Origin of the sequence: Lysinibacillus sp. FSL M8-0337 (assembly GCF_038593855.1) — a bacterium.
Classification (GTDB): Bacteria; Bacillota; Bacilli; order Bacillales_A; family Planococcaceae; genus Lysinibacillus; species Lysinibacillus sphaericus_D.
In genome coordinates, this window is record NZ_CP151996.1 from 2,692,838 (window position 1) to 2,717,273 (window position 24,436).

Annotated in this window: 26 protein-coding genes; 8 read left to right on the top strand and 18 right to left on the bottom strand. The window is 38.7% G+C overall.

All coding sequences use genetic code 11. From position 1 onward, the window contains the following. Nucleotides 1-237: 237 nt before the first annotated feature. Nucleotides 238-783 carry an isochorismatase family cysteine hydrolase gene (locus MKY08_RS12850; protein WP_069513170.1) on the top strand — a complete coding sequence of 182 codons (546 nt, stop codon included), beginning with the start codon at nt 238-240 and terminating at the stop codon, nt 781-783. A 104-nt stretch (nt 784-887) separates the two neighbouring features. Next, nucleotides 888-1,145 (top strand): GlsB/YeaQ/YmgE family stress response membrane protein, encoded by a 258-nt coding sequence (locus MKY08_RS12855; protein ID WP_024361073.1) that lies wholly within the window; start codon nt 888-890, stop codon nt 1,143-1,145. Nucleotides 1,146-1,185: 40 nt separating this feature from the next. On the opposite strand, the gene MKY08_RS12860 is transcribed toward MKY08_RS12855, so the two are convergent. Beyond that, nucleotides 1,186-1,881 (bottom strand): lytic transglycosylase domain-containing protein, encoded by a 696-nt coding sequence (locus MKY08_RS12860; RefSeq protein ID WP_069513169.1) that lies wholly within the window; start codon nt 1,879-1,881, stop codon nt 1,186-1,188. 173 nt (nt 1,882-2,054) lie between these two features. Here MKY08_RS12860 and mscL point away from each other — a divergent pair, with 173 nt between their 5' ends. The 3 genes from mscL to MKY08_RS12875 all read left to right on the top strand — a co-directional run bounded on the left by mscL (nt 2,055) and on the right by MKY08_RS12875 (nt 5,036). Beyond that, nucleotides 2,055-2,444, top strand: coding sequence for a large conductance mechanosensitive channel protein MscL (mscL, locus tag MKY08_RS12865; protein WP_069513168.1), 390 nt, complete (start codon nt 2,055-2,057; stop codon nt 2,442-2,444). A gap of 312 nt (nt 2,445-2,756) precedes the next feature. Continuing rightward, nucleotides 2,757-3,872: a methionine biosynthesis PLP-dependent protein gene (locus tag MKY08_RS12870; protein ID WP_069513167.1), complete on the top strand. Its 1,116-nt coding sequence runs from the start codon at nt 2,757-2,759 to the stop codon at nt 3,870-3,872. Between the two features lie 3 nt (nt 3,873-3,875). Further along, a complete protein-coding gene (locus MKY08_RS12875) occupies nt 3,876-5,036 on the top strand; it encodes an aminotransferase class I/II-fold pyridoxal phosphate-dependent enzyme (RefSeq protein ID WP_069513166.1) in 1,161 nt (386 codons plus the stop codon). 124 nt (nt 5,037-5,160) lie between these two features. Here the strand turns inward: MKY08_RS12875 and MKY08_RS12880 are convergent, their stop codons facing one another. Beyond that, a complete protein-coding gene (locus tag MKY08_RS12880) occupies nt 5,161-5,574 on the bottom strand; it encodes an NUDIX domain-containing protein (protein WP_069513165.1) in 414 nt (137 codons plus the stop codon). Nucleotides 5,575-5,647: 73 nt separating this feature from the next. Between MKY08_RS12880 and MKY08_RS12885 the strand changes: the two genes are divergently transcribed. Further along, nucleotides 5,648-6,142: a GNAT family N-acetyltransferase gene (locus tag MKY08_RS12885; RefSeq protein ID WP_176723230.1), complete on the top strand. Its 495-nt coding sequence runs from the start codon at nt 5,648-5,650 to the stop codon at nt 6,140-6,142. Nucleotides 6,143-6,189: 47 nt separating this feature from the next. On the opposite strand, the gene MKY08_RS12890 is transcribed toward MKY08_RS12885, so the two are convergent. The 10 genes from MKY08_RS12890 to MKY08_RS12935 all read right to left on the bottom strand — a co-directional run bounded on the left by MKY08_RS12890 (nt 6,190) and on the right by MKY08_RS12935 (nt 16,321). Then, the gene (locus MKY08_RS12890; protein WP_069513164.1) at nt 6,190-6,534 is read right to left on the bottom strand and encodes a cupin; all 345 of its coding nucleotides are present in this window, start codon (nt 6,532-6,534) and stop codon (nt 6,190-6,192) included. A gap of 32 nt (nt 6,535-6,566) precedes the next feature. Further along, complete coding sequence (locus MKY08_RS12895) at nt 6,567-7,082, bottom strand: GNAT family protein (RefSeq protein WP_069513163.1); 516 nt, start codon at nt 7,080-7,082, stop codon at nt 6,567-6,569. A 130-nt stretch (nt 7,083-7,212) separates the two neighbouring features. Then, nucleotides 7,213-7,365: a YpzG family protein gene (locus tag MKY08_RS12900; RefSeq protein WP_069513162.1), complete on the bottom strand. Its 153-nt coding sequence runs from the start codon at nt 7,363-7,365 to the stop codon at nt 7,213-7,215. Between the two features lie 114 nt (nt 7,366-7,479). Then, nucleotides 7,480-9,153, bottom strand: coding sequence for a diguanylate cyclase (locus tag MKY08_RS12905; protein WP_069513161.1), 1,674 nt, complete (start codon nt 9,151-9,153; stop codon nt 7,480-7,482). Nucleotides 9,154-9,416: 263 nt separating this feature from the next. Then, complete coding sequence (locus MKY08_RS12910; protein WP_081328030.1) at nt 9,417-10,709, bottom strand: alpha/beta hydrolase; 1,293 nt, start codon at nt 10,707-10,709, stop codon at nt 9,417-9,419. Nucleotides 10,710-11,136: 427 nt separating this feature from the next. Next, a complete protein-coding gene (locus MKY08_RS12915) occupies nt 11,137-11,526 on the bottom strand; it encodes a carboxymuconolactone decarboxylase family protein (protein ID WP_069513160.1) in 390 nt (129 codons plus the stop codon). A gap of 221 nt (nt 11,527-11,747) precedes the next feature. Further along, a complete protein-coding gene (argH, locus tag MKY08_RS12920; protein WP_024361084.1) occupies nt 11,748-13,121 on the bottom strand; it encodes an argininosuccinate lyase in 1,374 nt (457 codons plus the stop codon). An 80-nt stretch (nt 13,122-13,201) separates the two neighbouring features. Then, entirely contained in the window at nt 13,202-14,395 is a 1,194-nt protein-coding gene (locus MKY08_RS12925) for an argininosuccinate synthase (RefSeq protein ID WP_069513159.1), read from the bottom strand. A gap of 213 nt (nt 14,396-14,608) precedes the next feature. Then, entirely contained in the window at nt 14,609-15,364 is a 756-nt protein-coding gene (locus tag MKY08_RS12930) for an SDR family NAD(P)-dependent oxidoreductase (protein WP_069513158.1), read from the bottom strand. 9 nt (nt 15,365-15,373) lie between these two features. After that, on the bottom strand, nt 15,374-16,321 hold the full coding sequence (locus tag MKY08_RS12935; protein WP_069513281.1) for an MBL fold metallo-hydrolase: 948 nt from the start codon (nt 16,319-16,321) through the stop codon (nt 15,374-15,376). A gap of 389 nt (nt 16,322-16,710) precedes the next feature. Here MKY08_RS12935 and proC point away from each other — a divergent pair, with 389 nt between their 5' ends. Both proC and namA read left to right on the top strand, forming a co-directional pair. After that, the gene (proC, locus tag MKY08_RS12940) at nt 16,711-17,517 is read left to right on the top strand and encodes a pyrroline-5-carboxylate reductase (RefSeq protein ID WP_069513157.1); all 807 of its coding nucleotides are present in this window, start codon (nt 16,711-16,713) and stop codon (nt 17,515-17,517) included. Nucleotides 17,518-17,562: 45 nt separating this feature from the next. Then, nucleotides 17,563-18,573, top strand: coding sequence for an NADPH dehydrogenase NamA (namA, locus tag MKY08_RS12945; RefSeq protein WP_069513156.1), 1,011 nt, complete (start codon nt 17,563-17,565; stop codon nt 18,571-18,573). A 137-nt stretch (nt 18,574-18,710) separates the two neighbouring features. Here the strand turns inward: namA and MKY08_RS12950 are convergent, their stop codons facing one another. The 6 genes from MKY08_RS12950 to MKY08_RS12975 form a co-directional block, all read right to left on the bottom strand. Continuing rightward, on the bottom strand, nt 18,711-19,766 hold the full coding sequence (locus MKY08_RS12950) for an LLM class flavin-dependent oxidoreductase (RefSeq protein WP_069513155.1): 1,056 nt from the start codon (nt 19,764-19,766) through the stop codon (nt 18,711-18,713). 13 nt (nt 19,767-19,779) lie between these two features. Next, the gene (locus MKY08_RS12955; protein WP_069513154.1) at nt 19,780-20,721 is read right to left on the bottom strand and encodes a ring-cleaving dioxygenase; all 942 of its coding nucleotides are present in this window, start codon (nt 20,719-20,721) and stop codon (nt 19,780-19,782) included. A 54-nt stretch (nt 20,722-20,775) separates the two neighbouring features. Next, complete coding sequence (locus tag MKY08_RS12960) at nt 20,776-21,219, bottom strand: MarR family transcriptional regulator (protein WP_069513153.1); 444 nt, start codon at nt 21,217-21,219, stop codon at nt 20,776-20,778. Between the two features lie 95 nt (nt 21,220-21,314). After that, entirely contained in the window at nt 21,315-21,935 is a 621-nt protein-coding gene (cdaS, locus tag MKY08_RS12965) for a sporulation-specific diadenylate cyclase CdaS (RefSeq protein ID WP_069513152.1), read from the bottom strand. A gap of 168 nt (nt 21,936-22,103) precedes the next feature. After that, entirely contained in the window at nt 22,104-22,334 is a 231-nt protein-coding gene (locus MKY08_RS12970; protein ID WP_024361094.1) for a hypothetical protein, read from the bottom strand. Nucleotides 22,335-22,432: 98 nt separating this feature from the next. Further along, nucleotides 22,433-24,427 carry a HAMP domain-containing methyl-accepting chemotaxis protein gene (locus MKY08_RS12975; protein WP_069513151.1) on the bottom strand — a complete coding sequence of 665 codons (1,995 nt, stop codon included), beginning with the start codon at nt 24,425-24,427 and terminating at the stop codon, nt 22,433-22,435. Nucleotides 24,428-24,436: the final 9 nt, after the last annotated feature.

The window sequence follows — 24,436 nt, forward strand, 5'->3', positions numbered from 1 at the left end:
GCAGCTAAATTTAACATTACCACCAAATGTAGCGCAGCAATAAAGAATCCTTGGCGATCTAAACGTTTCATAACAGTCATATTCATAAACTATCACCTCTCCTTTTTTTCACATTATACGCTCACCTTGTTCAATTTTCAAACTATTCTTAATATTAAAATATAACTATTTTTCTGACAGCCAAAACCAAATATGGCATGATAAAGAGTGAAATCATGCCTAAAGGAGTGGACGAAATTGAAAAAAGCATTACTGGTAATTGATTATACAAATGATTTTGTAGCAACAGATGGTAAATTAACATGTGGGGAACCAGGGCAATTACTCGATACGCCTATTGCAAATTTAATTGAACAATTTATTGCAGAAAAAAATGTAGTCGTCTTCGCTAATGATTTACATGAAGAGAACGATCCATTTCACCCTGAAACAAAGCTTTTTCCTCCTCACAATATTCGGGGAACATCAGGTCGCAATCTATACGGTCATGTTGGTGAAGTTTATAACTTGTATAAGGATAAAGTGATTTGGCTCGATAAAACACGTTATAGTGCCTTTGCAGGAACAAATTTAGCCATTTTATTAAAAGAACGGAACATCGAGGAAGTTCATTTAGTTGGTGTTTGTACAGATATTTGTATTTTGCATACGGCTGTGGATGCTTATAATTTGGGCATTTCTACTGTTATTTATGCAAATGCAGTAGCAAGTTTTGATGCAGCCGGACATGATTGGGCTTTGCGTCATTTTGAACATACTTTAGGAGCGACAGTTGTGAAATAAAATAAATGAAATCATAAAAAAGAAGCTGTAGAGGTTTAATTATCTCCAAAAAGGATATAACTAAGTAATGCCATTATATCTTAACTTTGAGGAGATGAATCATTATGATCAGTTTCATTTGGTATTTAATCATCGGAGGAATTTTAGGTTGGTTAGCTGGCGTCATTTTAGGAAAAGATGTTCCTGGAGGCATTATTGGTAATATTATTGCCGGGATTGTCGGTTCTTGGATAGGTAGTATGGTTTTAGGCAACTGGGGTTGGAAAGTCAGCGATTTCTATGTATTTCCAGCGTTAATAGGTGCAATTGTGCTTATCTTCATTGTAAGCATTATTCTTAAAAGTATGCGTAAAGCTACGTAATTATGTACAAAAAGAGCCATCGATTTAGATGGCTCTTTTATTATTTTGCATTGAGAAGGACGGCTGTTTTTAATTCATCGTGGTAATCATTATACAAATTATAGTAATGTAAGACATTTTTAACGTATTCTTCGCTATGATTATAATTGAAAACGGCTCGTTTTACGTCACCTTTTGCCGCGCCATACTTTGATAAATAATTGGCAGCACTAAATACAGCATCTTCGATATCATAGGGATCCGCAATACCATCCCCATTGGCATCGACACCGTAGCCTCCATATTTTTTAATGGTTTCGGGATTCATCAGCTCTGCTTTTGTAATATTGCCCTTACCCAATCCCTCACAAGTTGGGTGTTTCCATCCTACAAAAGTACAAGGCATAAATTGCATATGTCCGACTGCCCCTGCTGGCGAAACAAGTGATTTCATGGAAGAAAATCGTGTTTCAATACGATGATGGGCAGCTAACAATGTCCAAGGCACGCCATATTTCTCCTCGGCAGCAACATACACCGGAATATATTGTTCTGGAATGTTCATATCGAAATGCTGCTGTATTTCCTCAATCGCCTTTTGTTGTGCAAGTTTTTCGAAAATTGGGAATGTTTGTAGCTCCCTCCAAGCAAAAAAAGCAAGTACATAAACAGTAATGGCTACAGGGATTAATAATGCAATCATCCCCATCTTCATGCCTGGGGATAGCAATGGTTTCTTTTGTTTTTTTTTCGCCATATGTCACACCTAATCATTCTTTGTCTACTTCTATATTACCAAATTTACCGTTTTATGTTGTAGATTTTTTCTATTTTTCTTTTTCCTATGTTTATAGTTGAATATAATTAGGGTAATATAGTAGAATACAATTCGATTGTTTTTTTTGGATAATTATTGGGAGGATATATTATATGTGGAAAGACTTTAAGGAATTTGCTATGAAAGGCAATATAATTGATTTAGCGATTGCCGTTGTAGTTGGTGGGGCTTTCGGGAAAATCGTTACCTCCTTAGTAGAAAATATTATTATGCCATTAGTCGGTGTGTTAACAGGTGGCATTGATTTAACAGAAAGCTTTATGTTTGGTTCTGGTACAGCGCAAGTGAAGTTAGGTGTATTTTTACAATCAATTATTGATTTTTTAATTATCGCCTTTGCTATTTTCTTAGCATTACGTCTTATGACGAAATTTACTAGAAAAAAAGAGGAAGCTGTTGTAGAGGAACCGACACCTGTGCTAGATGCAAAAGAAGAACTGTTAAAAGAAATTCGAGATTTATTAAAAAAACAACAAGCATAATGGACAAGGCATTATGTGCCACAAAGGCTATAGATATTTTCGTGCTACGCGAAAACGAATCTATAGCTTTTTTATTTGTGCCTCTTTCAAGCCTCTTTTCATCGTCAATCATCAATCCCCTACTATTCCTACATGATTTATTTTTAATAATCTATGTAATTTTCTGAAATCATCTTGTCCTTCTGTACTTTCCATGTTAAATTAAGTAACAATTATAGAGAAAATTGAAGATACTAATTGAATTATTCTATTAAGGAATAGAGTCCCCTAGTGGACTCTTTCTATATTAACGATGAAGAAAAGAGTGACGACATGACAAACAATCGACGTATTGAAACAAAACTTGTACAGCTTGGCAATTTGAGTGACCCTAGAACTGGCGCTGTTAGCCCACCCATTCATTTATCAACTGCCTATAAACATACAGGTATCGGTGAATCAACAGGATTTGACTACGCACGTACAAAAAACCCAACGCGTGCCATTTTAGAAGCAGGTATTGCAGATTTAGAAGGTGGCGATGCTGGCTTTGCCTGTAGTTCCGGTATGGCTGCAATCCAACTGGTGATGTCTCTATTTAAACCAGGAGATGAACTCATCGTACCAGATGATTTATATGGTGGTACATATCGTCTTTTTAACTTTTTTAAAGAAACATACAATATTAAACCAATCTATTCAAAATTTGAATCGCTTGAGCAAGTAGAGGCGTTAATCAATGACAATACGCGTGCCCTCTTTATCGAAACACCAACAAACCCACTTATGCAGGAATTTGATCTCAAAGTGTATGCTGAGCTTGCCCATCAACACGGTGCATTGCTAATCGTAGATAATACTTTCTATACACCCTACTTCCAACGACCAATTGAACTAGGTGCCGATATTGTACTGCATTCTGCAACAAAGTATATTGGCGGACATAATGACGTATTAGCCGGTTTAGTTGTCTCAAAAGGTGCTGAGCTATCCGAACGTCTCGGCTTTATTCATAATGGTAGCGGAATGGTACTAGGAGCAATGGATTCTTGGTTATTGATTCGTGGCTTAAAAACGTTACATCTTCGCTTAAAACAACATGATGCCAATACCAAAGCGATAGCTGCTTATTTAGAGGAAGAAGAACTTGTCACAGACGTATTATATACGGGTAAAGGTGGTATGTTGTCATTCCGACTACAAAAGCCTGAATGGATTGACCCATTTCTTCGGAACTTAAAGTTAATTATTTTTGCAGAGAGCCTTGGTGGCGTTGAAAGCTTTATCACCTACCCTGCTACACAAACACATGCCGATATGCCTTACGAGGAACGTGTAGCACGCGGCGTTTGCGATCGTTTACTACGCTTCTCTGTCGGCATCGAAGAAGCTGAAGATTTAATTGCAGATTTAAAACAAGTATTTGATACGTTGAGAAAAGAGGTATAGAAAATGAAACAACATATTGAGACAACGCTTATCCACGCTGGTGTACGAGATGGCTACAAAAATAAAAAAGGTGCGGTCAATGTGCCGTTGTATGTTTCTTCAACATTTCACCAAGAAAGCATCGATGAATTCGGTGAATACGATTATGCTCGTTCAGGTAACCCAACACGTGACGCGTTAGAGAAAGCCGTTGCCGAGCTTGAAGGTGGCGTTCGTGCACATGCCTTCTCTTCTGGTATTGCAGCAGTTTCCGCAGCCTTAATGTTATTATCACAAGGTGATCACATTGTCATTACAGAGGACGTCTATGGAGGTACATACCGCTTTGTGTCAAAAGTATTACCTCGATTCGGGATTACACATACGTTCGTGGATTTTACTGATATAGCGGCGGTTGAAGCTGCTATTACACCTACTACAAAGCTTCTCTATATGGAGACACCATCAAATCCTACATTAGGAATTACAGATATCCGTGCAGTAGTCGCACTAGCTAAACAACATCAATGTCTAACGTTTTTAGATAATACATTTATGACACCTTTACACCAACGACCTCTTGACTTAGGTGTAGATGTCGTCATTCATAGTGCCACGAAGTTTTTATCTGGCCACTCTGATATTATTGCAGGACTCACTGTAACAGCAGATGAACAACTAGGAAACGACCTGTATTTTATCCAAAATTCTTTTGGTAATATTTTAGGTGTACAAGATTCCTTCACACTACTACAAAATATGAAAACAACCGATGTACGTTTTAGCCGTTCTGCTGCATCCGCACAAAAGATTGCACAGTTTTTAGAAGCAAATTCCCTTGTCGAGCAAGTGTATTACCCAGGTCTTGCCTCACATCCTGGCTATGCCATTCATCAAAGCCAATGTACAAGTGCAGGCGCTGTCTTGTCGTTCCGCCTACCTACCTATGCAGCAGCGAAAGCATTAGTAGAAGCGATGAAGATTCCCGTCTTTGCTGTATCTCTTGGTGGTGTGGAATCTATTCTTTCCTACCCAGCAAAAATGAGCCATGCAGCTATGGAGCCTGAAGAACGGATCAAACGTGGCATTACAGATGGATTATTACGATTCTCAGTCGGTTTGGAGCATGTGGATGATTTAATTGCAGACTTTGCCCAAGCATTAGAAATTGCCGCTAAAGCGTAAAAACAGAAACTTGCGTGACTGGCACCAACCCACTTCGAATTTCAGACGAGCACAGTGTAAGCCGTTGAAATCTAAGTGGGTTTTTAATTTACCTAAAAATTCAGAATCGTTTGGGTGCCAGGCACTAGACAATACGATATAAATAATCGCCATGTCCTTTTGCTAGCTCAACATCATGTTCCTTTTCAATCCAATAAAACGTAAATTGAAGGTTGCCCTCGTTTAAGCCTGTTGGATTGTGTTGCCAAGTATGTTGTAACTCATTTGAAGTTAAATGGAAAAAATAGCGTTTTTGCAATGCTCCTGAATAATGCTCAGCATAATCCTGTGCGATAAGGCCTTGTACTTCTAAATTTGTTAAACCCGTTTCCTCCACCATCTCTCGTATAACTGCTTCAAGTGGCGTTTCTCCGTCTTCAATTGTACCTTTTGGAATTTGAATGCCCGCTCCCTCTGTATTTTGCTCAAATACAAGGACCTGAATCCGATCGTCATATTTTCGGGTAATATAACCAAATGCTTTTTCTAAAACTTGCATAAAAACATCCCCCTTGGTCGTTACGTTATATGTTACAATATATAGAAATTATTGAAATTGTAGGTGATATGTAGTGACACTCATTATACGACAAATGAATGAAGATGACATCTCTTTTGTTCAAGAAATTGCGCAAACAACTTGGGCTGCAACATATGAAGGTATCATACCAAAACATATTCAAGAACGATTTCTTCAAGCCGCCTATAGTAATGAACGTTTAACATGCCGTCTTCAAACAAGCCCTTTTTTAGTGGCAACAGTTGGTGAGTCTCTTATTGGCTTTGCTAATTTTTCAAATGTTAATGAAGAGGGACAAGCCGAGTTACTCGCTATTTACCTCCTTCCAACCGCTCAACATAAAGGCATCGGTTCAGCTCTATTGGAAAACGGTATTCAAAGATTACAAGGAGCAACCTCGCTTACTGTATGCGTTGAGAAAGACAATAGAATCGGTAGACAATTCTACAGCGCAAAGGGCTTCCAACAAGTAGACGAATTTGATGAGTTATTTGAAGGGCATATGTTAAAAACAATACGTTTGATTCTACCATTAGCAAAAAAATAACGGTGTCACTGTCTTCGTCTTATTAGGAAATATTCTAGTGTTGCCCTCTATTTTATAGGCAAATCAATTTGCTTAGATTGAATAACGAGGGCTGTTAACCCTTTGTCACTGCCGGACTCATGGGCTTGTCCCACTTGCCAAAAAACACCATCCCCCTGTTTTACGACTAATTTCTCTCGATTCTCACCACAAACCCATCCCTCTCCTTCAATAACTATAAATAGCTGTGGAACAGGTGCTTCATGCAGACCGACAAATCCGCCCGCTTCTATGTATATAAACCCTATATTTGTTGGCTCCACTGTTGTCATTATTTTTGTGTAAAATGAATGCAACGAGTTGTAATGGTGAATGGCATTAGCGCCGTCCTTTGTAAACTTATAAATTTTCATAAAAAAACCTCTTTCTAATAAGAAAATATGCATTAAACCAATTTGTACATTAATATATCATCAACATATAGATTATCAGCAATTTTGATTTCATGTATCTTTCTACCTTCTTCGATAAAACCCATTTTTCGATAAAGGGCAATAGCACTGATATTGCTTGAAAAAACGCCTAAACAAACTTTCTCAATCATTGGATTGGCAGCTGCCCATATCAGTAGTTCTTCAATTAAACGTTTCCCAATCCCTTGCCCTCGTTGATCTTTTCGAACCATCAATCCAAAGCTACCTGTATGGGCTAGACGTTTTCGTTCTGGCGATTGAAAGGCTAACCAGCCAACTATCGTCTTATTGCATTCAGCAATAAGGATAATGTCACGATCATTCACTGATTTCTTCTGTATCCATGCTTGCTGATCTTCAATCGTTTGTTGAAATTCTTCTTCGGTGGAGATGAAATATCGATCTTCAGCTATTACTTCCTGCTGGATTTTCAGCATTTGTTGTGCATCTGCAAGACATGCGACGCGAATGTTTATTTGCTTGCTCATTCTAGTTCCTCCCTTGTCGACACTTCCTTTATTTTACTACACATCCAATACTTATATAGTACATAACTTTAAATAAAAAAAGCCCAGAAAAATTTCTGGGCTTGATGACACTTATTACTTCTAGGCATGATTAAAACTGTCGGGCTTTCGCTTCACTTCTCAAGATACGGTTATGGAGAGTTATCTCCGTTTCACCATTTACTTGAGATTTTGAACGCTTAATCCTTGTCCAGTTACGGTGGATTTTTTGAGATTTCGGGTCTAATTGTTCCGGCCTACTCATTTTACATCCTCCTCATCATTATAGACTTTATAAGTGAATCCATGTTAGTATGACCGTTCCTTTAAAAGACTACACCCTCTTTTTTTGAAATGACGAAAAAAATCTTTACGTTTGTTATTTGTTAACACTAGCAAAGTTATTTTCACCATTATAAATCCTTAACATATTGCGTCCGCTCTCCTTTGCAATATAAAGAGCTTGATCTGCCTTATCGATTAGCTCATAAAAGGTCGAGATATCAGCCTCATTTGCATATTCAGCTATGCCGACACTCACTGTCATATGAATAAACTGTTCACCTACATGAAAAGGATGTTGCTCAACATTTTTTCTTATACGCTCTGCTATTTTCACAGCACTTTCTAACGAAGTCGAAGGACACAAAATAACAAATTCCTCACCACCGTATCTCGTTGTAATATCCTTTCTTCTGACAGATTCCTTTATGATCGTTGCAACATGCTTTAATACCTCATCACCAATTAAATGCCCGTAATGGTCGTTAACCTTTTTGAAAAAATCGATGTCAATCGCGATACAGGAACAATGATTGTCTTCATTTTTACATCCCTGAAAAACTTGCTCTCCTTGCTCGATTAAATATCGACGATTATAAAGTTTTGTTAGCTGGCATGTAACCGATAGTTCCTTTAGCAATATTGTGTCTTCTTTCACTTTTGTACTCATCTCATTAAAAGACGAACAAAGCTCCTGAAACTCTTTAGCATAAGGAGCTAGCTGTTTTTCATTGATTTTATAATCATAGTTACCTTGCTCCACTTTGGCAACGCCTTCCAGTAGCTGTTCGATGGGTTCCTCTATTTTTTTTGTAATAAGTAACATTACTTTAATAGTGAAAAATGTACCTAATAAGATACATACAGCTAGCAACCCAAATCTTTTAAACAGAGGTGAATATGCTTCCATCAGATTGACTTCAGAAATAATGTACCATTTCCCTTGATTAATTGGCTTATTTTTAGCCAAAACCCATTGTCCCTTAGCATCCTTATAAGTATTTAATGAGGACTTTAATGCATCCGTTTGAGCCATCATAAAAATTCGTTTATCAATCATTTCATTTTTTAAAATTATATTTTGACCATTCGCATCTTTCTTTTTCTTGTTGGTATCGAATTCCGTTAGTAAGGTTCCATCCCGATTGACAATATATGCATGCCCTTGAAAACCGACTCTTGATTCATTTAAAAGTTGATCGATTGTATTAAAATTCACTGTGCCAAACACAACACCATTAAATTGTTGTTGCTCATCAAGAATTGGAGAGGCAAAAGCGATAATTGGCTGTTTTGTAACTTTACTAATCAATACATCTGTTATATATTGCTGTTTCGTTTTCTTCGCGACTTGAAAATACTCACGATTACTTACATCAATCCCAACTCCATTTTGTTGATATTCGGTTACAGTATCGAACTGCACTATCCCTTCTTTGTTCACAAAAACTAAATCAGTAAAAACGGATTGCTTTTTAAATTCTTGAAAATAAGCTTGTGATTCTTTATGCTGATAGCCTTTTACAAAATCTAAATTCGTCATAGTATGTATATCTTTTGAGCGCTCCATTAACCAGCTTTCAAAAAAATAGGTTTGAGCGTCTAAGTAATGGGTCATTTCTACTTTTTGCTGGTTAATCGTTTGCTGATATTCAATAAAAATTGTAGGAATAAAAATACATAAACTAATGATAAAAATAATTACAATGTGGCCTCTTCGAAGCTGATTTTTTATCGTATTTTGGCACAAAACTTTCTTAACAGTTTTCAAAGCCTTACCTCCGCAAAAACACATCCATTTTTTACTATTTATATGGAAATTTTTTTATTTTCATCATTAAAAATACCACACTACCGTGATTGTGACAGTGAGAAATTACATAGTTAGTTAACTTTTTAATCTTTATTAGGAGGAGAAATTTACAAAATGTTAAATATCGGATAATTCTGACACTCGTTACTTCACCCTTTTAAAGACGAAAACAGCCACAACATAAGTCGAACCTGACCTATGTTGTGACCATTTGTCTATTGCTACTGATCATTGGCGATAAATTTGTGAATAGCTGGCAATAACTTTGGATGTAGTGGCAATGTTGGGTCTGCGTAAGTCGCTAAATTCTTCGTTCGATCCTCCGGTGCATTTTTTAGAATATGATTCATGCCCTCCATATAGAGAAGTTCAGCTTTTTCATTGCCTTGCTTCAACGCTTCGGCATCTGTTGTTTTCACTTGGATATCTGTCGTTCCTTGAATCAGTAACACGCGTCCCTTTACGTGTTGAAGTTCAGTAGCTGGATTATATTTCAGCCATGACATCATATATGGCTGTACAGAAGGTCTAAATAATGCTTGTAGCTCTGGCGATACATGTTGCACTTGCTCCCCTTTTTTCAGTGCGGCCAGAATCATATTAGTTTCAGTTGTTAGAGCAGGTGTTAATTGTCCTGATAATTGCTCTAAAAGTAACGTATCAGCGGTTCTACCTGCGCCTGCTATTGACACAAATGATTCCACATTGATCTTTTGAGCGGCGAGCATACCAATTAATGACCCTTCACTATGCCCAATAATATGAACGCTTGAAAAAGCTTGATTGGCGGACAGTGCATGAATGATTTGCACTGCATCGTCAACATATTGATCGATGGTGATATCCTCTTCCTTTTTCAATAGGGAAGCATTATCCCCGATACCTCGTTTATCGTATCGAACACTTGCAATACCATCTTGGGCTAATCCTTCTGCAAGCATTTTCAAACTATTATTTTGTCCAGCAATTGCGGAATTCCCATCCTTATCTGTCGGGCCAGAACCTGCAATAATGAGTACGACTGGTGAAGGCTCCTTAGTGCTTTTTTGCAGTGCGACTGTTAAATCGCCATCCTTAACTGGAACTGTGAATGTTTCGTAGGAGACAGGTTGTTCTGGCTGTTCTTCATAACGCTTTAAAATAAGGCGGAATTCTCCTCCATTTTGATTAAACGTAGCTTCAATTTGCTCGTCTTTTAACGTTCCGTTTACCTCAATGGCCGAGCCATTTAAACGAATGCTAATGTGTACTTTATTACCACTATATGACACACTTTTAAAGGGATAATTACTTAACCCTTGTGCAGGAACAGATAATGATCCGCCCTCTTTTTGTAAGTCTACAATAATAGGCAGTGGACCATTTGGAAGTTCAATATCCCCTGCCCATTTCCCGATTAGCTGTTCATTCATAGCAGGTTCATCCTCCTTTTTGTCGACCTGTGTTGCTTTTTCTTTTGGCGAACAGGCAACTAATGCGATTGCTATCAAACATAGTACAAAAAGTTTTTTCATCAAAACCCTCCCTTATAACAATACGCATAATAAACACTCAAATTGTTATACGTTTGCGACTCCATCTGTCATACTTAGAGTATAACAGTTTATTTGCAATATCAACTAAATTTAGCAAAAAAGAAAGACCCAGAAAAATTCTGGGTCCTTGGACACTTATACCTTCTATTTGATTGTACAGTTGTGGTTTCTACTTCATCTTAAGATACAGTAACCCAGAGATATCTCTCATTACCTACTCCTTAAGATATGTGAAGCATAAACCTTATTCAGCTGTGGCGGACTTTCCTGAGATTCGTTGTCTACTGGAGTTGAACTACTCATTCTGCATCCTCCTCATCATATTAGATGATTAAGTGTATCCTTTAACAGTATGGGCCATATTCCAAAACTCTATACATGTTGTTAAAAAATTTTTATCGCTTGTTTATTTTATAGTTAGCTGCTTTTCCGCAAATACTTGTTGAGCAATCGTTAGCGCATTTTGTACACGAGGAAAGCCGATATAGGGCACTAATTGCAATAGTGCTTCCACAATTTCTGTTGGTGTTAATCCTGCATGCAACCCTCGTGTTATATGGGTTTTCGTTTGTGGTACAGCACTTTGTGTAACAACTGCTGTGATCACGACAAGTGCTCGACTTTTCGCATCAAGCCCTGGGCGTGAATAGACATCTCCATAGGCAAACTCGATAATCATTTTGCGCAAATCGGGCGCTATGTCAGCGAGGGCATCCGATTCTACCATACGGTATGCCTCTTCTTCTGTTACATATTGCTTCATTGTTTCTAACCCCTTTGTAAAACGATCCGTCATATGACATTTCTCCCCTTTTTACATGACTATATGTTCCTTATACAAAAACCCCAATTTCGCGTCTCCGAAAATTGGGGATTGTCCTTCACATATGTAAGGTGCTCTTTTTTGTTTCACCCTCTGGCTCTACAAAAAAAGGATTAAGGTTTTTCATAGTGCCTCACTGGACAGCTTTAATGAATATCTATGCAAATGTCTCTATGGACTTGCACGCAAAATAGTTAAGAAAGACAAGCTTTTGCTTTAGCGATTTGAATATTGACTTGATCGAAACCAGTACCACCTAATGAATGACGACGGCGTACAGCGGCTTCAGGTGCTAATACGTCATAAATATCCGCTTCGATAAGCTCACTTTCTTTTTTCATATCTTCAATCGGTAAATCTAATAAATAAATGCCTTTTTGAATACATGTAAACACTAATTTACCCGTTACTTCATGTGCTTCTCGGAATGGCATGCCTTTTGTTGCAAGGTAATCTGCTAATTCCGTGGCATTTGAGAAGTCAGAGTGGACTGCCTTGTGCAGACGCTCCGTATTCACTGTCATTGTGCGTACCATACCTTCAAAGATTTTCAAAGAGCCAAGAATTGTATGCACGGTATCGAACATTCCTTCTTTGTCTTCTTGCATGTCTTTGTTGTATGTTAACGGCGTTCCTTTTAGCACTGTCAGTAAGCCCATTAGGTTACCATACACACGACCAGTTTTACCGCGAATTAACTCCGCCATATCTGGATTTTTCTTCTGTGGCATAATGGATGAGCCTGTCGAGAATGCATCATCCAATTCGATAAACTTAAATTCATCTGTTGACCACAAAATGATTTCCTCAGCAAAGCGAGATAAATGCGCCATTAATAATGATGAATTGCTTAAAAATTCGACGATAAAATCACGATCACTGACAGCATCCATAGAATTCGCATACACTTCACTAAAACCAAGTAGCTCCGCTGATTTTAGACGATCAATCGGGAAAGTTGTCCCTGCCATGGCACCAGCACCTAATGGTAAGATATCAATACGTTTAATGGATTCCGTAAAACGTTGTTTATCGCGTTCAAGCATCCAAAAGTATGCCATTAAATGATGTGCAAAAGAAATGGGCTGTGCACGTTGTAAATGCGTGTAACCTGGCGCAATTGTTTCAACATGCTCCTCTGCTTTTTCTAGTAACGTTTTTTGGAATGTCTCGATACAATCAATGGCTTCCTTTACACGTTTCTTTAAGAAAATATGCATATCCGTTGCAACTTGGTCATTACGGCTACGGCCTGTATGCAGTTTACCACCAACTGGTCCTATGCAATCAATGAGCATTTTTTCAAGGTTTAAATGAATATCTTCATTGGCAACAGTAAATTCAAGCTCACCAGCGACTGCTTTTTCCTGTAATTGTGCGAGACCGCCAAGAATAGCTTCTACATCCTCTGCTGGTAAAATTCCCGTTGCACCAAGCATCGTGACATGTGCGACACTACCTTCTAGGTCTTCCAATACAAGTTGCTGGTCAAAGCCGATGGATGCGCCAAACTCATCGACCCATGCTTCTGCTGATTTTTGGAAACGTCCGCCCCAAAGTTTTGTCATAACAGCTCACCTTTTCCTAAATTACTTATCGAAAAGGTGCAGTACAGCGTTCATGCTACACTACACCCTACTTTTAATAATTATTTTTTATTAACTGAAGAGTTAACCACTGTTGGCAGACCCCATAATTCGATGAAGCCTACAGCAGATGCGTGGTTGAATTGGTCTTCTTTAGAGTATGTTGCTAATTTTTCGTTGTATAATGAGTTTGGTGATTTACGTCCTTCTACAATGGCATGACCTTTGTAAAGTTTCACACGTACTGTACCATTTACGTATTGCTGTGATTCAGCAAGGAATGCTTGTAATGCATCACGTAAAGGAGAGAACCATAAACCATCATATATTAATTCAGATAATTTTTTCTCAATCACTGGTTTGAAGTGTGCTAGTTCTTTCACAAGTGTTAAGTCTTCAAGCTCTTTATGAGCAGTTAACAGTACTTTTGCACCTGGAATTTCGTATACTTCACGAGATTTAATACCAACTAAACGGTTTTCAACATGGTCGATACGACCAACACCGTGCGCACCTGCTACTGCATTTAGTTCTTGAATTAAATCAGCAAGTTTCATTTCTTTGCCGTTTAAAGATACAGGTTTACCAGCAATAAATTCGATTTCTACATATTCAGCTTCATTTGGTGCGTTTTCAACAGAAACCGTTAAGCCATACGCTTCTTCTGGAGGAGATACCCAAGGATCTTCCATTACGCCTGCTTCGTTTGCACGGCCCCATAAGTTTTGGTCAATTGAGAATGGTGAATCTAATGTTGCCGGAATCGGTACATTATGTTTCATTGCATATTCGATTTCTTCATCACGGCTCCAACCCCACTCACGTACAGGAGCTAGTACTTCTAAATCTGGATTTAATGCTTTTATTGACACTTCGAAACGAACTTGGTCGTTTCCTTTACCTGTACAACCGTGAGCAACCGCATCCGCACCCACTTGGTTAGCAATTTCCACTAACTTTTTAGAAATTAAAGGACGAGAAAGTGCTGATACTAATGGATATTTTTGTTCGTACCAAGTATGTGCTTGTAATGAAATAAGTGCGTATCCTTCAGCGAATTCATCTTTCGCATCCACCATATATGATTCAATAGCACCTACTTGAAGTGCTTTATTTTTTACAAATTCAAGATCTTTTCCTTCACCAACGTCTAGACAAACTGCGATAACGTCCCAACCTTGTTCTTTTAACCACGGAATTGCTACAGAAGTATCAAGACCGCCTGAGTATGCTAAAACTACTTTTTTATTTGCCATACAAAATGCGCCTCCAATTGCTCTATATGATATGTATGTTTATACATTCACTTAAAAGTTTATACACGAATAGTACCATGTTATAAAAATAAATACAAGTGCATTTTTATAAAAAAATACACTTTTACGAAGAATGTTAAAAGTCTGCAATAACAATGGTTAATTGGTGACTGGCACGCAAAATATTCAGAATTTTCCGGGTGACTGGCACCGTTATTTCTTATTGAATAGTGGTTTGGCTAAAAATTCGATTGTAGCAGGCGCTAACGCATATAGTTTACTCGTCAAGCCCATGATTTTTGGCAAGTTTACTTCTCGAACTGGGCGCTCTATCGTTTTTACTGTCGCCTGTGCCACTTCTTCAGGTGTTAAAAGAAATCGACCTAGAGACTCACGATATCCGCTTTCATCGTTCACTTTATCTAAAAATGGTGTATCAATTGGTCCCGGGTGAATGGCTGTTACTTTAATATTATAGGGTGCTAGCTCCATACGCAGACCATTGGTAAAACCAACAATGGCATGCTTTGTTGCCGCATAAACACTAGCCTTCGGTGTAGCAACCTTGCCGGCCTGTGAACCGATAAAAATCAGTTGCCCCTGTTCATGCGCAATCATTGGTGCAGCTAGACGTTTTGCTAAATACATTGGCACGCGCACATTGAGCTCCAGCATTTCGCTTATATGTTCATCCGATAACAACGGCGCAATAGCAAACTTACCAACTCCCGCAGAAAAAATGGCTACATCGAGCGGAGGCAGTTGCGCACATACTTCATCAATGGCTGTAAGTGACGTTAAATCAGCTTGTATAACATTGGCACCTAAACGTTGTAATGTTTTTAACGCTACTTCATTACGCCCTGTTGCATACACATGATGACCTTGTGCAACTAATAATTCTGTAATTTTTAACCCTACACCACTCGTTGCACCTGTTACAAAGATTGTCTTTTTATTCATTTTCATGTATGAACCCTACTTTCTTTTAAAGAAATAGATACCTGCCTCATTTTTCACGGAAACCACAAGATGATTTGCCTCTAAATAATCTAAATGTCCAAGTGTTTTAGACAATGTCAAGCCTAGTTGATGCTGAAAAATCGAAGGATATAAACGCTTTGTCATTTGTACAACTGTTAACTGATCATTTCCTAGTAACTCATAGACCTTCATAGATTGTTGGTGTTGTCTTTCTAGTCGCTTATCAATGAGAGCTGGTATTTCTTCTAAATTTGCGCCATGCCCTGTATACATGATATTCACTGGCAATTGACGCAATATTTCTAGTGAAGCATTATATTGCAACAATGATTTTGGTCGACCTGATGTGCGATCTAGAGGAGGTTCGATTAATGGATTAGGTGTTATTTTTTCTAATAATAAATCTCCACCAATTACATAATGTAATTTTTCATCCCAAAAAATAAAATGACTTTGCGCATGCCCTAATGTTTCAAATACTTTTAACCCAGGATGACCTGGAACTTCATCGCCATCGTATAAAATTTGAGTTAATGGTCGCTCCCCTACAAGCTCTAATTCTCGTCGTACATGGACACTATGCTCAATATATGCCTGTGGAACCCCGTGTTCGAACAAACGCTCACTGTAAAACTGCTCATGATAACGTAAAAAATCTTCGTCATGTCGTAACCATTTATCGTTATAGGCATGGCCTAAAATTTCTGCATGTGGAAAAGCATCCACCCAACCTGCATGATCGGGATGGTGATGGGTTAACACAACTTGTTCAATATCTCGTAAATCAAAGCCAGCTGCCCGAATACCCCATTTCAGTGCATCATAAGCTTCCATTGTTTTCGGACCAACATCAAAAATCGTTAATGCATCACCTTTGACAATAAATGCATTGACATCTCCTACTTCATAGGGTGTTGGAATTTCTATTTTGTGTATCGACAAAGCTGTCTCCCCCTTTAATGTAAATAATGAATACTCATTCACCTATTTTACAAGTTTTTCTTTCTTAAGTCACCCTCCTGTTGACAGCTTGACGTATTATTACTATAATTTTGAATAATCAAATTATTATATGTGCGTTGAGGAAGCCAAGTATGTAAATGGTGAAGGTGTTTAGAGAGTGTTACATTTGCTGCAAGTAACATCACCCAATCCCAATACAGAACCTACTTCTGAGCAGTTATGACAACATAACCGTTCCCCCTTGCGATAAAAGGGCTAAGAGTTGTGCCGAATTGGCAAACAAAGGTGGTACCGCGGAAACGACAGCGTTTTCGTCCTTCTATTTAAGGACGAGAACGCTTTTTTATTTTGAATCGGAGGTTTTCCCTATGAAAAAAATTTTATTTATCGGTGCTGGCTCCATGGCAGAAGCATTGATGCAAGGTTGGATAAAACAAAACGTATTTACACCACACGAAATTTATGTCACCAATCGCTCAGATAAGGAACGTTTACAGTTTTTACACGATACGTATGGCGTCCAGACTAGCATTGAGGATGCGATATACCAGCAAGCAGACTTGATTATTTTGGCGATGAAACCAAAGGATGCCATCAAGGCAATGCTTGAACTGAAAAACAAAATGACTGAACATACGGCCATTCTATCCATTTTAGCTGGTATTGCTATTAGCACGATCACTGAGCAATTAGGATTACGTCCAGTCGCTCGCGTAATGCCTAATACATCTGCAACAATTGGCATGTCGGCAAGTGGCATAGCATTTAATGCGCAAGTATCGGCTACACAGCGTGCCATGTTTTTACAATTATTAGAAGCTGTTGGATCTGTAATTGAAGTGGAGGAAGACCAATTGCATGCCGTTACAGCACTCTCTGGAAGTGGTCCTGCTTATATTTATTATCTAATGGAAGCTTTTGAACGGGTTGGTATGGAAGTGGGGCTGTCAAAAGATACTGTCAGACTTCTTATGACCCAAACGCTCGCTGGTACAGCTGAAATGCTCAAACAATCTATTGACGAACCTGATGTCCTTCGTAAAAAAGTGACAAGTCCAGGTGGTACAACAGAAGCTGGCATTAAAGCACTTGAACAGTATCAATTTAATGCCGCGATTGAAGCTTGCATTAAAGAAGCAGAAGCTCGATCTCGCGCACTTGCAAAAAGCAAATAATCCATGCAAAATGGAGGTAATAACTAGGAATTAGGAGGGCTTGAATTGACTAAATTATTTGCACCATACCAATTGCAATCAATTACCTTAAAAAACCGCATTGTCATGGCCCCCATGTGTATGTATTCTGCGAAGGAAGACGGACTTGTAACACCATTCCATCTTGTGCATTATGCAACACGCGCCGCTGGGCAAATTGGTTTAATACTATTGGAAGCTACTGCAGTAGTACCTGAAGGGCGCATCTCTAGTAATGACCTTGGTATTTGGGATGACACTCATATCGAAGGGTTACAACAATTAGTAACAAATATGCAAGCTTACGGAGCGAAAACGGGCATTCAGCTTGCTCATGCAGGACGTAAAGCAACTGTAGAGGGTGACATCTTTGCCCCTTCAGCGATGGCTTTTAGTGATGCTTATAAAACACCACGTGAGATGACACTTGCCGATATTGACAATGTTATTGAAGCCTTTAAAAATGCAGCTGTGCGCGCTCGTCAAGCAGGCTTTGATGTGTTGGAGATTCATGGCGCACATGGCTATTTGATTAGTGAATTTTTATCACCTGCAACAAATAAACGTAGCGATCAATACGGTGGCTCACAGGAAAATCGCTATCGCTTATTGCGTCAAGTTATTGATGCCATCCGAAGTGTCTGGGAAGGTCCCCTACTCGTTCGTGTATCTGCTGAAGACTATGCACAAGATGGCACAACAATGGAGGACTTTATCGTTTTTAGTCGATGGATGAAATCACAAGGCGTAGATTTAGTGGATGTCTCTACTGGCGGAGTCGTACAGGCAGACATTCATCCATTCCCTGGCTACCAAGTGCCACATGCGGAAGCGATTAAACTTGGCGCAAATATTCCTACTGGTGCAGTGGGTCTAATTACAATTGCGCAGCATGCAGAAGAAATATTGCAAAATAATCGTGCTGATTTAATTTTTTTAGGTCGTGTTTTATTGCGCGAGCCTTACTGGCCTTTGCATGCTGCCAAAGAACTCGGCGCAAAAATCGAACCGCCCGTGCAGTATGTTCGTGGTTGGTAACACAAAAATGGCTGATAGCTTGGAATCTTTCAAGCTATCAGCGTTTTTTTGGCGTTTTGTAGCGATTGAGATGATTTTCGTGGCGATTACTTACTATTTCATGGCGATTGAGCTTAGGTTAGTGGCGATTCCCACACTTACTTTGCTGTATATTTTTTAATTGCTGGTATGATGTCACAGCCAATGATTTCGATATTCTTCATTATTTGATCGAAAGGTACGCCTCCAAAATCAATTTGTGCCATAAAACGTTGCATGCCATACAGTTCATATTGATACAGCAATTTTTCAATAATTTGTTCCTTACTACCGACCATTAGGGCATCTCGTGTATCAATCGCTTCAGCAAATTGTTGTTTTGGATAGCCACCACCACGAATTGCTTGGAAACCTCCATTAAGATGAGGATACATATTTTGCAAAGCTTCTTTTGATGTATCTGCTACGTAAAATAAACTTGTTGTTGCTATCGGTAGCTTTTCTGCATCAAAACCACTTCGATCAGCTGCTTCACGATAAGCATCCACGGAAGGTTTAAAGTTAATGGCAGGTCCACCTAATGTCGTTAACATCATTGGAATGCCCATATAGCCAGCTTTTATAGCACTTGCAGGAGGACCGCCAACCGCGCGCCAAATAGGCAATGCGCCATTTTTCGGATGTGGTAAAACTTGCGCATTATGAAGCGGTGCTCTATACTGCCCTTCCCATGACACAAGCTCTTCTTCATTGAGCTTTTTTAACAGTGCTAATTTTTCCTCAAAAATTTCTTCGTAGTCTTGTAAATTGACACCTAGTAAATGATAGGCTCCAACGCGCGACCCTCGACCTGCTACAATTTCCGCACGTCCATCAGAAATCAAATCAATTGTGGCAAAATCCTCATAGACTCTTACTGGATCGGATACACTTAGCACGGTCGCAGAACTAGCAATTTTTATTTTTGTCGTCGCTTGGGCAATGGCACCTAACACGACTGTATGGGCCTGCGTTGTAAAATACGACTGATGACTTTCCCCTACGCCAAATACATCGATGCCAGCTTGCTCCGCTAATTGGCTCATTTCAATTAGTTCTTGTATACGTTGCTGAGCTGAAATCCGATGACCTGTTAAGGGGTTCGGAATATGATCTCCGAGTGAATAAAGTCCAAATTCTAAACCTGCTGATTGATTGATACGATAATTTTCCATTGTACTCTCCCCTTTAATCGAGTGGTTCTAAAATCGCTTCAATTTCTGTGCGCTTTGCTTCTAAAAATGGTGGCAAATCAAGTTCTCTTCCTAAATCCTCTATAGCAGAATCTACCGTAAAACCAGGCCCATCTGTTGCCATTTCAAAAAGAATGCCATTACGATCTCTAAAATAAAGGCTCTGGAAGTAATAACGATCAACTACACCTGTGCTGTCTAAACCACGCGCTTTAATTACTGCATCCCATTGTTGAAGTTCTTCTACTGTAGCTACGCGCAGTGCAAGATGATGAATACTTCCTCGACCTGGTTTTTCACTTGGTCCTTCCAACTCCTTGACGACGATTTCACCAAACGTTTCGCCAGCAATTGACTGAAGTCGTACTTCTATGTCATCTTCCGTAACAACGGTATAGTCAAAAAGCTCTTGTAATAAATTTACTGTACGCTGTAAATAACGAACAGTCATTTCCACTGTGCCCATCCCTAAAATACGATGCTCTGATGCAATATCAGACCCATCCCACGCTTGCCACTCGGCTGGTATTGATTGTCCATTATGATTTAACAGCACCATGCGCAAGCCTTCATGATCCTCAAAAAGCAAAGCATCTTTACCTGCATATGTTGTAATATCACTGTGCTCCACTTGTAATAGCTCAAACCGTTTTTTCCAATATAGTAAACTATCATAGCTAGGCACTAATAAGCCGATGCGTGTAATGGCATTCGTTCCACGGACAGTACGCCCAGCTACAGGCATTTCAAAAAAAGTTAATTCTGTTCCGGCTGCCCCTGTAAGATCTCCATAAAATAAATGATACATCGAAGGAGAATCTTGATTGACAGTTTTTTTCACCCGACGTAAACCGAGGATTTTTGTGTAAAAATCGTTATTCTTTTTGCCATTTTTCGTTAACATTGAAATATGATGATGACCGCTAATTTTTTGCATATAAAATCCTCCTAATGTTTTCACTTGACTACGCAAGTGATGAAGTAAAAAAAATCACACCTCGGGTAATTTTTTTTCTCGGCTATGTTTTTCTAGTTTTGACAGCAACGTATATAAAGCTTTCATTTCTTCTTCTGATAAAACCTCTTCAAAAAATGAGGATTGAAAGTGAAGTTGGCTTGGCGTAGCAGCATCGATCAATTCCATCCCTTTTGCCGTGAGCGATATCGTTTTGGTCTTCCAATTTTGCTTGCGCTCTATAAGCCCCTCTTTTTCAAGACGTGCAAGCATCCGTGACATACCACCTTGGGTCACAGTAACCTTTTCGGCTAGTTGTGATTGCGTTAACGGTGCATAGGTTTTGATTTGAATGAGCACATCAAACTGTGCAGTTGTTAAGTTAAACCGTTTTAAAAATTCATTCGATAGCTGATTACTTTGATTTGTAAAGCGCATCATTCGCAACCATGTAAGTGAGCCGAGTGTATGTTTTTCCATCACTTTGCCCTCCCTTCCTCGAACTGTAAACTCACTTTACCATGCAAGTGAGAACGGTGCAAGGAAAATATCTCGAATTTGAGATATTTTTTTTATTATAATATTCCATGTGAAGTAATCGGATGTAAGCTTCCGTTAAAAGCAAATGAAATTCTTCCCGTTTCTTCTGATATAACCATAATAAGGGCATCACTACGCTCGCTTAAACCAATTGCAGCTCGATGTCTTGTACCGAGTTTTTTATCACCAGTATAAATATCTGACAGTGGAAGCACATTGGCCGCTGAAACAATGCGGTTGCTTCTAACTAACACAGCACCGTCATGGAGAGGATTACCTGGGAAAAAAATAGATTCTAATAAAGAATGCGTAAGTTCTGCACCAATATGAATTCCCGGCTTAATCAGATGATCTACGGCGTCTTTTCTTTCAAAGACAATTAATCCACCGTGTCGTCTTTTTGACATATTTTGTACGCAAATTGATAGTTCTGGGTATTTTTCTGTAAACGGGGACAAATAGCAATTTAAATAAAACGTTGCCGCTTGCATTTCAATCGTTAAAAAGTTGCCTTTTATTTGCTCTAAATCTGTCAGTAGACAATCTTCTTGAGAATCCATTGAGGCTAAACTTTGCTGTAAAGAAGTAATGACTTGTCTAAGCTCCTCTTTTATTGTTTGCTTTAGTGGAGCAGCGTCACAGTTTGATTGCTTCATGTAACATACCTCTTTTTCTACATAATGATTCACCACTTCGTCCTTTTAGTTTTCCTTGAAGGGAATTTTTTATTCGTATTCTGCTCATTTTGCCATTTTTGAAAGTCTAATAAAAAAACACGCTGCATCTTTTGATAATCCAAAAAATGCAACGCGTTGTCATAACTGCTACATATGACCAGCACGAATTTTTTTTATAATGCTAAAAGTTGTATATGCCGCTGCAGGGGCAAGTACTGCAATAAGAATTAGCCATACTTTCAAGCTTTCAGTTGTTTTTAACACTTCATAATTTGATATTACATAGATAATGAGTCCGCCTAGTAATAAATAGCTTAATACGTTGGGAAAGATAACAAGTAAACGTAAAACAGCTGGTGGCATCTTTTGTTGATCCATACAACCACTCCCCTTTTACTTAATTATACGGAAATCATCTATTAAACGCACTATATTTCTATAACATGGCACTCTACTCATTATACGGAAGTCAACGATTATACTTTATACTTTCCAGCAGATTGTTCTAGTTTTTCTGCTGTCCCATTTAGCATATCAATAATCGCTGTCATCTCATTCATACTCGTCGCTTGATTTTGCGCTTTTTGTGCAACCGCATCTACACTAGCGGATGTCTGCTTGGCTAATAATGAAACATCTTCCATTGTAGCGGTTACTTCTTCTGTACTTGCGGCAATTTCTTCTGTTGAACTGGAAACTAAATCTACTTGCTCAGCTAACACTTGCACATCATTATGGATGCCTTCAAAGGATTGTCGAGCCTCACTTGCAATGGCGTGACCTGCATGTAAAACATCTGCGGTTGTATAGATAGTAGATACTATATTCGTCGTTTCTTTTTGGACATTCATCACGACATGAGAAATGCGATCTGCAGCAACTTTCGATTCTTCTGCTAATTTACGCACTTCCTCCGCAACAACGGCAAAGCCTTTACCAGCCTCACCTGCACGAGCTGCCTCGATTGATGCATTTAGTGCTAGCAAATTCGTTTGATCAGAAATACCTGTTATAACATTTGTAAATTCACCAATCATTGCGGATAGTTTTTCTAATTCCTGCATACTCGCAACTGAAAGATCTGTTTTTTGGTGAACATCTTCCAATTGATTTTGCAGTCGATTCATAATGTGCAAACCATTATTGGCATTTTCTTCGGTGTTGCGAGAAATCGTAGAAATTTCTGCAATCGAATCAGAAATATGCTGAATACTACGCGCTAATTCTTCCATAGATTGGGCGCTATCTTCTGTATTTTTTAATTGCCCAAATGAAGCTTGTGCAACTTGGTGCGATTCATCTTGAATATTGTGCGCTGAATCCAAAGTTTGATGGGCATTTCCATGAATAATGTAAGTGGCCTCTTTTATTTGCGTAGCATCCTGTTTTAAATCTCTCATAATGTGTTGGAAATTGTCCATCATTCCATTAAAAGATGTAACCAATTGACCAATCTCATCATTCGAACTTACATCAATCCGCTTCGTTAAATCTGCCTCTCCTTTGCTAATATCCTCTAGTGAATTACGCACTTTTAAAATGCGAGAAACTTGTCGATTAATAGAGAAGCCTGTGATGAGGAATATAACACACACGACGATTATGGAGGCAATAATTGTCCCCAATAGTATATTCGATAACACTTCATTCGACACAATAATCGCTAAAGACGTACCATTTGATAAAGGCTTTACATATTGTGTAACACGTTTTCCATCATAACGCCCAGAAAATTCAGTATTTTTTGCCGAAGTAAATTGTTCTTTCGTAAAGCCAATCTTAGCTAAATTTTTATCCGTTGTCGCAACAATGGGCTCTCCTTGTTCATTTACAACCGCTGCAAAAAGGACCGTTTTAGATAAATATTTGTTTAGTTCATTTATGTAATATTCACTGCCAATACTAGCTTCTAAATCTAACAGTTGTTGACCGTGTCTTGCAACTTGGACAATTTGCGGTGTAGCAGGATTCCAACTATTAACACCAACAAATTTAAAAAATTCGCTATCCACGTCACGAATCTGTGCTTTTTGCACAATTTGTGTAGCCCGACCGTCTAATAGCTGCATATATTCAGCAGCTTGTCCATTTGGATCGGACCCAAAATTAAAATCAATATACGGCGCTACCGATGTCACTGCCGTATTCCCTTTATCATCGGTACTCCAAATTTCGTCAATTCCGCCTCGTTCAGCGATTTCTTTTAAATCTTCATATGTAGCACCTTTGTCAATAATGTACGAAGCCATCACAGATTCCGCAATCATTTCTCTTTCCATAATTTCTTCTGCTTTTGCTCTGGATTGAATAGCCCCTTCCATGCCCATAACAATTGAGCTAGCGAGTGCCTCACCATTACTCTTGACGCTTTTATAGGTCGCCTGAAAAATGTAAACAGAAAATGCGCCAATTATTAACACGACGATGGCCATAATTTCCAGCATCATTTTCCATTTCATTGATTTCCCCATTGACTATTC